At 67.6% G+C, this 13,890-nt stretch carries 10 protein-coding genes; 7 read left to right on the top strand and 3 right to left on the bottom strand.

Annotated elements, in window-relative coordinates:
- Positions 1-67 precede the first annotated feature (67 nt).
- Both KSS90_RS14295 and xthA read right to left on the bottom strand, forming a co-directional pair.
- Positions 68-946 carry a formylglycine-generating enzyme family protein gene (locus KSS90_RS14295; RefSeq protein WP_217866078.1) on the bottom strand — a complete coding sequence of 293 codons (879 nt, stop codon included), beginning with the start codon at positions 944-946 and terminating at the stop codon, positions 68-70.
- A 139-nt stretch (positions 947-1,085) separates the two neighbouring features.
- Positions 1,086-1,898 carry an exodeoxyribonuclease III gene (gene xthA / locus KSS90_RS14290; RefSeq protein WP_217866077.1) on the bottom strand — a complete coding sequence of 271 codons (813 nt, stop codon included), beginning with the start codon at positions 1,896-1,898 and terminating at the stop codon, positions 1,086-1,088.
- A gap of 163 nt (positions 1,899-2,061) precedes the next feature.
- On the opposite strand from xthA, the gene KSS90_RS14285 reads away from it, so the two are divergent.
- From KSS90_RS14285 to KSS90_RS14275, 3 genes are read left to right on the top strand one after another with little or no spacing between them, the layout of a single operon-like run.
- A complete protein-coding gene (locus tag KSS90_RS14285; RefSeq protein ID WP_217866076.1) occupies positions 2,062-2,712 on the top strand; it encodes a GNAT family N-acetyltransferase in 651 nt (216 codons plus the stop codon).
- A 53-nt stretch (positions 2,713-2,765) separates the two neighbouring features.
- The gene (locus tag KSS90_RS14280) at positions 2,766-4,508 is read left to right on the top strand and encodes an autotransporter assembly complex protein TamA (RefSeq protein WP_217866075.1); all 1,743 of its coding nucleotides are present in this window, start codon (positions 2,766-2,768) and stop codon (positions 4,506-4,508) included.
- Positions 4,505-8,179: a translocation/assembly module TamB domain-containing protein gene (locus KSS90_RS14275; protein ID WP_217866074.1), complete on the top strand. Its 3,675-nt coding sequence runs from the start codon at positions 4,505-4,507 to the stop codon at positions 8,177-8,179. Before KSS90_RS14280 ends, KSS90_RS14275 begins: the two co-directional genes overlap by 4 nt.
- Positions 8,180-8,230: 51 nt before the next feature.
- Here KSS90_RS14275 and prpR read toward each other — a convergent pair whose 3' ends face one another.
- Positions 8,231-10,183 (bottom strand): propionate catabolism operon regulatory protein PrpR, encoded by a 1,953-nt coding sequence (gene prpR / locus KSS90_RS14270; RefSeq protein WP_217866073.1) that lies wholly within the window; start codon positions 10,181-10,183, stop codon positions 8,231-8,233.
- Positions 10,184-10,385: 202 nt separating this feature from the next.
- On the opposite strand from prpR, the gene KSS90_RS14265 reads away from it, so the two are divergent.
- From KSS90_RS14265 to KSS90_RS14250, 4 genes are read left to right on the top strand one after another with little or no spacing between them, the layout of a single operon-like run.
- Entirely contained in the window at positions 10,386-11,444 is a 1,059-nt protein-coding gene (locus tag KSS90_RS14265) for a phosphotransferase family protein (protein WP_217866072.1), read from the top strand.
- Positions 11,441-11,797 (top strand): DUF6285 domain-containing protein, encoded by a 357-nt coding sequence (locus tag KSS90_RS14260; RefSeq protein ID WP_217866071.1) that lies wholly within the window; start codon positions 11,441-11,443, stop codon positions 11,795-11,797. The genes KSS90_RS14265 and KSS90_RS14260 overlap by 4 nt, the downstream gene beginning before the upstream one ends.
- A 54-nt stretch (positions 11,798-11,851) precedes the next feature.
- Positions 11,852-13,024 carry an acyl-CoA dehydrogenase family protein gene (locus KSS90_RS14255; protein ID WP_217866070.1) on the top strand — a complete coding sequence of 391 codons (1,173 nt, stop codon included), beginning with the start codon at positions 11,852-11,854 and terminating at the stop codon, positions 13,022-13,024.
- Positions 13,024-13,791, top strand: a complete 768-nt coding sequence (locus KSS90_RS14250; RefSeq protein WP_217866069.1) for an SDR family NAD(P)-dependent oxidoreductase — start codon at positions 13,024-13,026, stop codon at positions 13,789-13,791. The genes KSS90_RS14255 and KSS90_RS14250 overlap by 1 nt, the downstream gene beginning before the upstream one ends.
- The last annotated feature ends 99 nt before the right edge of the window (positions 13,792-13,890 follow it).

Genomic DNA, 13,890 nt, shown 5'->3' with positions numbered 1-13,890 from the left:
TGGTAGACGAGAGGGTTTTGCGCGGATTTAGTCGCCCGGCGCCGAGGGCGCCGGGGCGGGGCAGGGCTTACAGCTCGCGGGCGACGCGGAAACCGATCCAGTCGCCGCGCAGGGTGGAGCTGCGCTCGTTGCGGTTGCCCGAGCGCGAGAAGATCGGCGCCTCGGTGTAGTCGTTGCCGCGAATCACCCGGCGATCCTCGCATTCGCTGCTGTTGGTCTGCGGGCTGCCGTCGGTTGGGGCGGTGGCGTAGCTGTCGACGTAGCAGTCGCGGGTCCATTCGTAGACGTTGCCGTGGCCGTCGTAGACGCCGAAGGCGTTGGGCGGGAAGCTGCCGACCGGCGAGGTGAAGGAGAAACCGTCGGTAGGACCGTAGGTATTGGCGTGCTTGGAGATCTGGTACTTCTGCTCGTCGTTGTCATCGAGCGGGAAGGGGAACGGTCCGGTGCTGCCGCCGCGTACGGCGTACTCGCGCTGGGATTCGCTGAGCACCTTGTAGACCTTGCCGGTCTTCTTCGACAGCCAGCCGGCATAGGCCTCGGCTTCGTGGAAGTTCAGGCACACGGCGGGCTGGCGGTCGCCTTGCTGGTAGCGCGGCACGCCAGCGATGCACTCACGGCCCGGGCGGGTATCGCCGTTGGGAACCTTGTAGCCGGTGGCCTTGAGGTAGGCCTTCCACTCCCCATTGGTGATCTGGTATTGGCTGACGGCAAAGGCATTTTTGAAGGTGACCTGGTGCAGCGGGCCTTCATCGTCCTGGCGGCCCTTTTCGTCCTCCGGGGTGCCCATCATGAAGCTGCCGGCGGGCAGCACCACCATTTCCGGGCAGGTCTTGGCGCAGTCGCGGAACACGCTGCCAGGTTTGTGCGCGGGCGCCGCGGCCAGGGCCGGCAGGCTGCAGGCGACCAGCAGGGCGGCCAGGGTGAGGCGATTCAGGGGTGCGGTCATGGGGAAGCCTTGTTCAGGGTTGCTGGGCAGACAGCGGGAGTTCGTGCTGTTGAACGAACTGAACGAGGCGATGTTTAAGAGGGGATTTGTGTCCGGGTGTGGCAAGGGCTGCGCCTGTGATCGCGCAGCCCGCCCGCAATCAGCTCAACTCAAGCCAGATCGGCGCATGATCCGAAGGCTTTTCCATCCCGCGCAGGTCATAGTCGACCCCGGCAGCCTTGACTCGCGGCAGCAGCCCATGGGAGGCCATAATCAGGTCGATGCGCAGGCCGCGCTTGGGCTCGTCCTCGAAACCGCGGCTGCGGTAGTCGAACCAGCTGAAGCGGTCGGCCACGTCCGGGTACAGGTGGCGGAAGCTGTCGACCAGGCCCCAGCCCTTGAGACGCTCCATCCACTCGCGCTCTTCGGGCAGGAAGCTGCACTTGCCGGTCTTCAGCCAGCGCTTGGCGTTGTCCGGGCCGATGCCGATATCGCAGTCCTGGGGCGAGATGTTCAGGTCGCCCATCACCACCACAGGCTGGTCGTTCTTGAACTGCCCTTCGAGCAGGGTCTGCAGGTCGCTGTAGAAGCGCTGCTTGGCCGGGAACTTGGTGGGGTGGTCGCGGCTTTCGCCTTGGGGGAAGTAGCCGTTCATGATGGTGATCGGCGTGCCGTCGGCATCGGCGAAGGTGCCCCAGATGAAGCGGCGCTGGGCGTCTTCCTCGTCACTGGCGAAGCCCTTGGACAGCGACAGCGGTTTTTGTCGCGAGAGCAGGGCGACGCCATAGTGGCCCTTCTGGCCGTGGTAGTGCACGTGGTAGCCGAGTGCCTCGACGTCGGCCAACGGGAACTGATCGTCGCTGACCTTGGTTTCCTGCAGGCCGATCACGTCCGGCTGGTGTTTGTCGATCAGCGCCGCCAGCTGGTGCGGGCGGGCGCGCAGGCCGTTGATGTTGAACGAGACGATCTTCATGGAAAGACGATCCTGGTAAAAGCCACGGATGCTAGCCGACATCGCCGGCCACGGCCAGCATGGCGCCGCGTGACGGGCGCTGCTAACGTGCTGGAGGAGGTGAACCCAGCGCCGGAATCTGGTTCCAAGGCCCTGTACGCCCATTCCAGGAGGACTGCCCGCAATGCCCGATGACATCATCGCCCCGGCCCGGATCTGCCTGCTCGACGCCGGCTACGCCCGCGAGGCGCGTTCGCTGCTCTACCATGCCTACCGCCACGAGCCTACCTTCGCCTGGCTGTTCGAGGCCCAGCGCCCGGGCTATGAGCGCCGCCTGCGAGTGATGGTGCGTGAGTGGGTACGCCAGCACTTCTACCTGCAACTGCCGGCGATCGGCCTGTTGCTGGAGGATCGCCTGATCGGCCTGGCGCTGATCGTGCCGCCGTTGCGCCGGCTTGGCGTGGCCGACAGCTGGGCCTGGCGTCTGCGCATGATCCTCGGTACCGGCCTGCGCTGCACCCGCCGCTACCTGGATTACCAGGCCGCGCTGGCCGGGTGCCTGCCGGGGGACAAGGTGCATGTGCTGCCGCTGTTGGGTGTGCATCCGCAGTTCCAGGGGCAGCACTACGGCGAGCAATTGCTGCAGGCCGTGCATGACTGGTGCGCCGAGGACGCCGGCACCGAGGGCGTCGTGCTGGACACCGGTAATGCGCACTACCTGGCGTTCTACCAGCGCCAGGGTTATGAAGAGATCGGTGAGATCGCCGTGGGGCCGATCCGTGAGCGGGTGTTCTTCCACCCCAACCCGCGCTCGTCGAGGGTAGCGAACCTGTGACAGGTGTTCACTCGCAGCACTCTTGACCTTTGCGCTCTGGTAGCATGCCGCCCATGACGTATTCAGGAAGACTTGGCTGGGGCCTGCTGTTGCTGGCCGCCAGCTCCATGGCATGGGCGCAGAGCGAATTGCTGGTGCGGGTCAAACCCGCCAACAAGGCGCTCAAGTCCAATATCGAAGGGTATATCGGCAGCCTGGGCGATCGCGACGAAGAGGCCTTGCTGCGCTTCAGCCGGGGCGCCGAGGAGCAGGCGCGCAAGGCGGCCCAGGCCCTGGGCTATTACCAGGCGCGGGTCGAGACCGAGGTCAAGGCGCCGGCCGATAAAGACAAACCACCGCAACTGATCATCCAGGTCGAGCCCGGCGAGCCGGTGCGGCTGCGCAACGTGACCGTGCGTATCGAGGGGCCGGCCAGCGAGCTCAGGTTGTTTCGCATTCCCGACAGCAAGGCCCTGCGCCCGGGCGAGCAGCTCAACCATGGCACCTACGAGGATGCCAAGCGGCTGATCCAGAACCAGGCCTCGCGCTACGGCTTCTTCGCCGGGCGCTTCGAGCGCCAGCGCCTGGCGGTCGATCCGCAGGCCGGTGTGGCCGACATCGAACTGGTCTACCAGAGTGGCCCGCGCTACCGCCTTGGCGCGGTGAGCTTCGGTGGCGATGCGCCGCTGGACAACGACCTGCTGCAGCGCATGGTGGGGTTCAAGCCCGGCACCCCGTACGACTCGGAACTGATCGCCGAACTTAACAACGACCTGCAGTCCAGCGGCTACTTCGACAGCGTGCGCGTGGACGCCGCGCCCACCGCCGCAGTGGGCGAGGACATCCCGGTGGACGTCCACCTCGACACCCGCAAGCCACGTACCCTTGGCCTGGGTCTGGGTTTCTCCACCGACGTCGGCGCGCGCGGCAAGGCCAACTGGACCCGCCACTGGGTCAACCCGCAAGGGCACAGCTACGGCTGGGAAACCGAGCTGTCGGCACCCCGGCAGAACGTCGGCTTGTGGTATGACATCCCGCTGGATCCGCCGCTCACCGATAAGCTGCGCTTCGCCGGTGGCTACCAGAACGAGGAGATTTCCGGCACCGATACCTTGAGTAAGCTGCTCACCGTCGGCCCGGAGTGGCACAGCAAGCTGCCCAGCGGCTGGCAGCGGGTGATCTCGCTCAAGTACCAGCGCGAGGAGTATCGCCTGGGTGATGACTCGGGGCTGAGCAACCTGCTGATGCCGGGCGTCAGCTTCTCCTACCTGCGCAGCGACAACCGCATCGACCCGCACAATGGCTACCGTCTGCAGTTCGACCTGCAGGCGGCCAAGGAAGGCCTGGGCTCGGACACCAACCTGATCCACGGCAACGTGCTGCTCAAGGGCCTGACCACCCTGGGCCAGAACCATCGCTTCCTTGGCCGCGTGCAGTTCGGCGGCAGTGCCACCAATGGCTACCAGCAGAACATCCCACCGTCACTGCGCTTCTTTGCCGGTGGCGACCAGAGCGTGCGCGGCTACGACTACCAGTCGCTGTCGCCGAAGAACAACCAGGGCGACCGCATCGGTGGGCGTTACCTGGTGGCCGGCAGCGCCGAGTACCAGTACTCGGTTGCCGAAAAATGGCGCCTGGCGACCTTTATCGACCAGGGCAATTCGTTCAACTCGCTGGAACTGCCTAGCCTCAAGACCGGCGTCGGCATCGGCGTGCGCTGGGTGTCGCCGGTGGGGCCGCTGCGCCTGGACCTGGCCCGCGCCCTGGATGACGACGGTGGTTTTCGTTTGCACTTCTCCATGGGGCCTGAGCTGTGACGCGTGTAGTCAAACCCATCCTGCTGGCACTGCTGGGCCTGCTGTTGCTGATCGTCCTGGCGCTGGGCCTGGTGCTGGGTACCCAGGGCGGCAGCCGCTGGGTGCTAGGCCTGGTGCCGGGGCTGCAAGTCAGCGATTTCAGCGGGCGACTTGGCGGCAGTTGGCAGGCCAGTCAACTGCGCTGGACGGCGGGCGAAGACCGTGTCGAGGTGCAGGCCCCGCAACTGGACTGGTCGCCAACCTGCCTGCTGCGCGCCACCTTGTGCGTCGAGCGTCTGCAGGCCGAGCGTATCGACATGGCCTTCGCCCCGGGCGAGGACAAGCCCGATAGCGGCCCGCTGCAACTGCCGGCGCTGAATCTGCCGTTGGCCATCGAGCTGGGCGAGGTCAAGCTGGGTCAACTGCGCCTGGATGGCAGCGACCTGCTGGGCGACCTTAGCTTGGCCGCGCACTGGACCGCGAGCGGCCTGCGCGTGGACAGCCTGCAACTGCGCCGTGACGACCTGCACCTGGACGTGCAGGGCGACCTGACGCCCCAGGGCGACTGGCCGCTGCAGCTGCAAGGCACGCTGCAACTGCCCGCGGTCGATGGCAAGCCCTGGCAGCTGGCCTTGAGCGCCAAGGGCGAGTTACAGAAGTCGCTTGCCATCGACGCCACCAGCAGTGGCTACCTGGACGCACGCCTGAGCGGCGAGCTGCAGGCCCTGGCCGAGCACCTGCCGGCCCATCTGAGCATTCGCGCGGACAGCTTCAAACCCGCCGCCGAGCTGCCCGACACCCTGCAACTCGACCAGCTGCGGCTCGATGCCCAGGGTGACTTGCTCAAGGGTTATCAACTGTCCGGCTCGGCCACGCTGCCCGCCGAACAAGGGCCGATCGGCCTGGTGCTGGCCGGCAAGGTCGATGCCAAGGGCGCCCGGCTCGACGCCCTGGACCTGAACGCCAGCGACCAGCAGCGCCTCAAGCTGCAGGCCAACGCCGACTGGCAGCAGGGTCTGAGCGCCGATGCCAGCCTCGACTGGCTGGACTTCCCCTGGTTGCGTCTGTACCCGCTGGAGACGGCACCGCAGGTCACGCTCAAGCGCTTCAACGCCCAGGTGCAGTACCGCGACGGCAGCTACAAAGGGGTGTTCAACGGCGATCTGGACGGCCCGGCCGGCGCCTTCAGCCTGGCCAGCCCGTTCGACGGCGACCTCGGCCAGGTACGCCTGCCGCAGCTGGTGCTCAACGCCGGGCAGGGCAAGGCCGCCGGTAGTGTCGCCCTGCGTTTTGCCGACACCCTGGCCTGGGATGTCGACCTGCAACTGTCGGCCCTGGACCCGGCCTACTGGCTGGCGGAGCTGCCCGGCACCCTGGCCGGCCCGCTGCGCAGCCAGGGCGAATTGAAGCACGAGCAGCTGACGCTCAAGGCTCAGTTGGACCTCAAAGGGCGCCTGCGCGGCCAGCCGGCGCTGGTCAAGGTCGACGCCGAAGGCGCGGGCGAGCGTTGGACCCTGGGCAGCCTGGCGGTGCAGCTGGGCGACAACCGCATCAATGGCAGCGCCAGCGTGCAGCAGCGCCTGGCCGGGCGTGTCGACCTCGACCTGCCGCGCCTGGGCCAGCTCTGGCCGCAGTTGCAAGGGCAGGTCAAGGGGCGCTTGGACCTGGCCGGCACCCTGGCCGCGCCGCAAGGCACCCTGACCCTGCAGGGGCAACAGCTGGGCCAGGCCGACAACCGCGTGCAGCGGCTGGACCTGGATGCCCGGCTGGACAATGCCCAGCGCGGCCAGGTGACGCTCAAGGCCGGCGGTATCCGTGTCGGTGATACCGCCCTGGGCAGCCTTGATGTGCAAGGCAAGGGCGATCTTCGCCAGCAGGCTGCCACCCTGGCCCTCGATGGCCCGCAACTCAAGCTCGACCTGGCGCTGGATGGCGCCTTGGCCAAGGGCGACTGGCGCGGTCGCCTGGCCAGCGGGCGTATCCAGGCCGGCGGGCAGGACTGGCAGTTGCAGGCGCCGGCGCGCCTGCAGCGCCTGGCCAGCGGCCAGCTGGATTTCGGCGCCCATTGCTGGCGTTCCGGCCAGGCCAGCCTGTGCGGCGAGGACCAGCGCTTGGCACCAGAGCCGCGTCTGCGCTACCACCTCAAGCAGTTCCCGCTGGACAGCCTGGCGCAGTGGTTGCCCAAGGACTTCGCCTGGCAGGGCCTGCTCAACGCCGACATCAACCTCGACATCCCGGCCAGCGGCCCCAAGGGCAGCATCCGCGTCGATGCCGGCGGCGGCACCTTGCGGGTACGCGACAAGGACCGCTGGGTCGACTTTCCCTATCAGGTGCTGCGCCTGGACAGCACCCTGGCGCCACGTCGGGTCGATACCCGCCTGGACTTCCGGGGCGAGCGCCTGGGCGAGTTGAATGTGAACACCCGCCTTGATCCGCTGGGCCGCAACAAGCCGTTGTCCGGTGATTTCCGCCTGGCCGGGCTTGAGCTTTCGGTCATCCGGCCGTTCCTGCCGATGGTCGAGCGCCTGGCTGGCCAGCTCAACGGCAGCGGGCGTCTGTCCGGCAGCCTGATTGCGCCCCAGGTCAATGGCAGCCTGGCCTTGAGCGGTGGCGAGGTCAGCGGCGCGGAGTTGCCGGTGAGCCTGGAGGACCTGTCGCTGCAGGCGCTGATCGCCGGTGAACAGGTGCAACTGAACGGCAACTGGCGCAGTGGCGCGGCAGGGCGTGGGCAACTGAGCGGGCACATGACCTGGGGCCAGGCGCTGGGCATGGACCTGCGCCTGCAAGGCCAGCAGTTGCCGGTCAACGTCGAGCCCTACGCGGCGCTGGAAGTGGCGCCCGACCTGAGCATTCGCCTGCTGGACGATAAACTGGCGGTGACCGGCAAGGTGCAGGTGCCCAAGGGCAAGATCACCGTGCGCGAGCTGCCGCCGTCGACGGTCAAGGTCTCGGACGACACGGTGATCGTCGGCCACCAGACCGAGCAGGGCAAGCCGCCGATGGCCGTGGCGATGGACATCGATGTCGATGTCGGCAGCGAAAAACTGTCGTTCAAGGGCTTCGGCCTGACCGCCAACCTGTTAGGCCACGTGCATATCGGCAACAACCTCGACACCCGTGGCGAGCTCAGCCTGGCCGACGGACGCTATCGGCAGTATGGGCAGAATCTGACCATTCGCCGCGCGCGGCTGCTGTTCGCCGGGCCCATCGACCAGCCGTACCTGGACATCGAGGCGATCCGCAAGGTCGACGACGTGATCGCCGGCATCCGCCTGAGCGGCAGCGCCGAACAGCCGACCACCAAGGTGTTCTCGGAGCCGGCGATGAGCCAGGAGCAGGCTCTGTCCTACCTGGTGCTGGGCCGGCCGCTGAATAGCTCCGGCGAGGACAACAACATGCTCGCCGAGGCGGCGCTGGGGCTGGGCTTGATGGGCAGCGCCGGCCTGACTGGCGGCCTGGCCTCGAACCTGGGCATCGACGATTTCCAGCTCGACACCCAGGGCACGGGCAACAAGACCAGCGTGGTGGCCAGCGGCAACCTCACCGAGCGCCTGAGCCTGCGCTATGGCGTGGGCGTGTTCGAGCCGGCCAACACCATCGCCTTGCGCTACAAGCTCAGCAAGAAGGTCTACCTGGAGGCCGCCAGCGGCCTGGCCAGTTCGCTGGATATCTTCTACAAGCGCGATTTCTGATCTGTCCCTTATCCGCCCCGGCCAGCGCTGGCCGGTGGCGGATGGCGAGGCTCAACGCGCAGCCCGCAGGCGCCGCCACAAGGTGGTGCGGCTGATGCCGAGGCGGCGCGCGGCTTCGTCGAGGTCGCCCTGGCAACTGTCCAGGGTTTCCCGCACGTGGCGCAGTTGCGCGGCCTTGCCCACCGTTTGCAGGTCGGACGCTTGCGGCGCCTTGGCGCGCCGGGATGGCAACTGGCCCTCCTGGCACAGCTCGGGCAGCACCCGCGCCAGGTACTGCTCGTCCAGCCCCTCGTCGCGCAGCAGTTCGCGGGCCGACAGCATCGCCCGCTCGATCACGTTCTCCAGTTCACGAACATTGCCCGGCCAGGCATGGCGCACCAGGTAGGGCAGCAGCGCCGTCACCACCTGTGCGGCGCCTGGTGGCTGCCCCTGGACCAGCAGACGCTGGCCGATGCTCCGGCAGATCAGGGCGATGTCCTCGGGGCGTTCGCGCAGGGGCGTGGTCTGCAGCCGGAGGATGTTCAGCCGGTAGTACAAGTCGGTGCGGAACCTGCCTTGGTCGATGGCCGTGCCCAGGTCCTGGTGGGTCGCGGCGATGATCCGCACGTCGATGGCGATCGGTTCGGTGCTGCCCAGGCGCAGCACTTCGCGCTCCTGCAGCACCCGCAGCAGGCGGGTCTGCAACGACACCGGCATGTCACCGATCTCATCGAGGAACAGCGTGCCGCGGTGCGCGGCCTCGAACAGACCGGGCTTGCCGCCCTTGCGCGAACCGCTGAAGGCGCCTTCCTCGTAGCCGAACAGTTCACTCTCCAGCAGTGTTTCGGGAAATGCCGCGCAGTTGATGGCGACGAAAGGGCCTTGCCGGCGCGGGCTTGCATTGTGGATGCCCTGGGCCAGCAGTTCCTTGCCGGTACCGCTCTCGCCGGTGATCAGGATGGTCGAGTGGCTGGCGGCGAAGCGCTCGGCCAGCTGCAGCATCTCGCGGTTGGCCCTGCTGTTGCCGCTCAGTTGTTCCAGTCGGTAGCGCGCGGTGAAGGCGCCGGGGCGACGGCTGACGCGGATGCGCTGGTCGGCCCGCTGCACGGCGCTGATGTCCTGGCAGGTCAGCACCAGGCCGGTGCGCTCGCCGCTCTCCAGGATCGGCAGCAGGTTGCTGACCACGGCTTGCGCGCCCAGGCGGATGACGCGGTTGTCCTCGCCCGTGCCGTCCTGCAAGGCCTGCTGCAGGTCCAGCTCGGGGCACAGGGCCTGCAACGGGCGGCCGAGCGCCGCGCTGGCCGGCAACCCCAGCAACTGTGCCAGGGCCGGGTTGAGCGACTGCACCAGGCCTTGGTTGTCGACGGCCGCGACCCCGGTGGGGATATGTTGCAGCACGGCATCGAGGTGGCGGCGCTTGGCAATTTCGATGCGCTGGCTGTCGAGGATGCCCAGGGCCTCTTCGAGTGCCTTGCGCACGGTGTCCTCGCTCAGCGACAGCACGCCCTGCAGCCCGGCCTGTTCGGCCAGCTCCACCACGGTAGACGAGCCGATGATGCTGCCACAGCCCAGCCGGGCGGCGTGATCGACGGCCTGGCGGGCTTGCTCCAGCGAGGTGTAGGCGGCCTGGTGCATCTGCACGGTGAACAGCGCTGCCAATGCCTGCAGGTCCTGGTTGATATGGTCATAGCTGAGCACGGCCACTTGCCGGCCGTGGGCCTTGGCCTGCCCCAGGGCGCGCAGCAAGTCGCCGCCGCCGACGCGCATTGCCAGTACCGGCCGGGCCAGGTGCTTGCGCAGGTAGGCGGCGGTGGCCCCTGCGCAGACGAACACATCGACTTCGCCGCGCTGCTCCAGCTCGCGGGCGGTCTGCAGCGCTTCGGCTACCGAGGTGTCGAGCACCTCGATACGGGTGTCGGGGTAATCCGCCGTGAGTCCGCTCACGACCTGGGCGAGACGGCTGCGCTGCCGAGGGCGTTGCAGGTGGCTGATCAGCACGACGACCTTGGAGTCGGAGGAATGCATGGCGGACCCTGTTCATGGTTGCAATGTTTCAATAGTGAATGAACGCATTGCACAAGTGAAATGAAGATTGTCCAACCGGACACTGCCAGGACATGCCCAAACCCAGGCGTCATGGGGCTCGCAGGTGGATGGTCGACACTTGGCCCAGGCTTTGCTCTGGCCCTGTTGCCAATTCAACAGCGAAGGCAGGGCCCATCGACCCATGAGCAGCTCCTCCACGACGTCCCTGGCCAGCGATCCGATCGCGGCCAGCGGCAACGACCAGCAGCTGGTCGACTTCATCCGCGAACGCGCCGCCGCCGAGCGGGTACACATCACCGCGCGCAAGCGCTTGAGCGGTGGCGCCATCCAGGAAAACTGGCGGCTCGACCTGTTGATCGAGGGTGGTCCCTGGGCCGGTAACCGGCGCTGGGTCCTGCGCAGTGACGCACTGTCGGCGCTGCCGGCCAGCCTCGGTCGCGAACAGGAGTTCGCCGTGCTGCAGGTGGTCTACCAGGCCGGGGTCAAGGTACCGCGACCGCTCTGGCTATGCCGTGACACGCGGGTGCATGGGCGGGTGTTCTTCCTCATGGAGTACGTGCCGGGCATCGCCGCCGGGCGCCTGCTCAGCGCCCAGGCTGGTGCGCAAGGGCAGGGCGGGCTGGCGGCGCAGTTGGGCGCCAACCTGGCGCGCCTGCATCAGGTGCGCCCCCCGTGCGCGGCGCTGGATTTTTTGCCGATACCCCAGGGCTCACCCGCCCTGGCCACCCTCAGGGCCTACCGGCGCTACCTCGACACCCTCGACCAGGCCTACCCGGCCCTGGAGTGGGGCCTGCGCTGGTGCGAGCTGCATGCGCCGCGCAGTCAGGCCCTGTGCCTGCTGCACCGCGACTACCGCACCGGCAACTACCTGGCCAGCGAACAGGGGCTGGAGGCGGTGCTCGACTGGGAATTCAGTGGCTGGGGCGACCCCTGCGAGGACCTCGGCTGGTTCAGCGCCCGTTGCTGGCGCTTCACCCGCCCCGACCTGGAAGCGGGCGGCATCGGCCTGCTCGCGGACTTTCTGCGCGGTTATCACGAAGTGTCCACCCTGGCCATCGAACCCAGCCAACTGCACTACTGGCAGGTCATGGCCACCCTGCGCTGGGCGGTGATCGCCCTGCAACAAGGGCAACGCCACCTGTCCGGCGAAGAACCCTCCCTCGAACTGGCTCTGACCGCGCGCCTGCTGCCGGAGCTGGAGCTCGACATCCTGAACATGACCGGAGCCGAGGCGCCATGACCCAACCCAATGCCGCGCAACTGCTCGACATCGCCCGCCAGACCTTGCTGGAGCAGGTGTTGCCCGCGCTGTCCGGCGAGCTGCGCTACCCGGCGCTGATGATCGCCAACGCCATGGCCGTCGCCGCGCGTGAAAGCCGCCTGCAAGGCGAGCTGGACGCCCAGGAGCACGCCCGTCTGGGCGCCTTGCTCGAGGCGCCGCCAGCGACCCTGGCCGGCACGCGACAGCAGCTGGCCCAGGCCATCCGCGAAGGTAGCTACGACGCGCCGCAGGCCCGTCGCACCCTGGTCGAGGCGCTGCGCCAGACGACGCTTGCCCGCCTGTCTATCAGCAACCCCAAGGCCATGCCTTGAACGCCGGTAGCCACTGCCCGATTTTCAAGACTGAAAACGCATAGAAGGACAACCATGAACTTCACCCTGTCGGACGACCTGCTGGCCTTGCAGGCGAAAACGCGAGACTTCATCGCCAACTACGTGATTCCGTTCGAGAAAGACCCGCGCCAGGACCGCCACGGCCCCAGCGACGACTTGCGTCAGGACCTGCTGGAAAAAGCCCGCATCGCCGGGCTGCTGACCCCGCATGCCAGCCCCGAGATGGGCGGCATGGGCCTGAGCCATGTGGCCAAGGCGATCGTCTTCGAAGAGGCCGGCTATTCGCCCTTGGGGCCGGTGGCGCTGAACATCCACGCACCCGACGAAGGCAATATCCACCTGATGGACGTGGTCGCCACCGAGGCGCAGAAGGACCGCTGGCTGCGCCCGCTGGTCCAGGGCCGGGCGCGCTCGTGCTTCGCCATGACCGAGCCTGCGCCGGGCTCGGGCTCGGATCCGTCGATGCTGCGCACCACCGCCACCCGCGATGGCGACGATTACCTGATCAACGGCCGCAAGTGGTTGATAACCGGCGCTGACGGCGCCGATTTCGCGATCATCATGGCGCGCATGGAAGACGGCACGGCGACCATGTTCCTGAGCGACATGCGGCGTGAGGGCATCGTCCACGAACGGCAGCTGGACTCGCTGGACAGCTGCTTCACCGGTGGCCACGGGCAACTGCGTTTCGACAACCTGCGCATCCCGGCGAGCGATGTGCTCGGCGAGATCGGCAAGGGCTTCCGCTATGCCCAGGTGCGTCTGGCACCGGCACGGCTGACCCACTGCATGCGCTGGCTCGGCGCCGCGCGTCGCGCCCACGACATTGCCTGCGACCATGCGCGCACCCGCGACGCCTTCGGCAAATCGCTGGGCGAGCACCAGGGTGTCGGTTTCATGCTCGCCGACAACCAGATGGACCTGCATGTGGTGCGCCTGGCGGTATGGCACTGCGCCTGGGTACTCGACCAGGGCGAGCGGGGCAATGTCGACTCGAGCATGGCCAAGGTGATCAGCTCCGAGGCGCTGTGGCGGGTGGTCGATCGCTCGATGCAGGTGCTGGGCGGGCGCGGTGTGACCGGGGACACGGTGGTGGAGCGGATCTTCCGCGATATCCGGCCGTTCCGCATCTATGACGGTCCGAGCGAAGTGCACCGCATGAGCCTGGCGAAAAAACTTCTCGACCAGCGCCCGGGAGGTCACTGATGCAGCCGCAGCTTGCTCGACTGTTCTCTCTCGATGGCCGTCGCGCCCTGGTGACCGGGGCCTCCAGTGGCCTGGGCCGGCACTTTGCCCAGACCCTGGCGGCCGCCGGCGCCGAGGTGCTGGTCACCGCCCGGCGCGAGGCGCCGTTGCTGGCCCTGGTCGAGACCATCCAGGCCAGCGGCGGCCGTGCCCGCGCCTTTGCCCTCGATGTGACCAGCCGCGACGATGTCTGCCGGGTGCTCGATGCCGCCGGCCCGCTGGATGTACTGGTCAACAATGCCGGGGTGAGCGACAGCCAGGCGCTGCTCGACTGCGACGATGGCAGTTGGGACCGCGTGCTCGACACCAACCTCAAGGGCGCCTGGACGGTGGCCCAGGAAAGTGCGCGGCGCATGGTCGCCGCAGGGCAGGGCGGTAGCCTGATCAACGTCACCTCGATCCTCGCCAGCCGGGTGGCCGGCGCCGTCGGCCCTTATCTGGCGGCCAAGGCCGGCCTGGCGCACCTGACCCGCGCCATGGCCCTGGAGCTGGCGCGCCATGGCATCCGCGTGAACGCCCTGGCGCCGGGATACGTGATGACCGACCTGAACGAGGCGTTCCTGGCCAGCGACGCGGGGCAGAAATTGCGCGCGCGTATTCCGAGCCGGCGCTTCAGCCAGCCGGCGGATCTGGACGGCGCCTTGCTGCTGCTCGCCAGTGACGCCGGCCGCGGCATGAGCGGCAGCGAGATCGTGGTCGATGGCGGCCACCTGTGCAGCAGCCTGTAGACACACCGCCCAGCCTTGCAAATCCCGCGATGAATGGCACCGGCTGTGCCGGTCAAGAACAACAAGAAACAGAGGTAGTTATGTGCGTGCAACCGTTGA

Source organism: Pseudomonas maumuensis, assembly GCF_019139675.1.
Lineage (GTDB): Bacteria > Pseudomonadota > Gammaproteobacteria > Pseudomonadales > Pseudomonadaceae > Aquipseudomonas > Aquipseudomonas maumuensis.
Note: the sequence above shows the minus strand (reverse complement) of the source record. Positions and strands in the feature narration are given on the sequence as shown.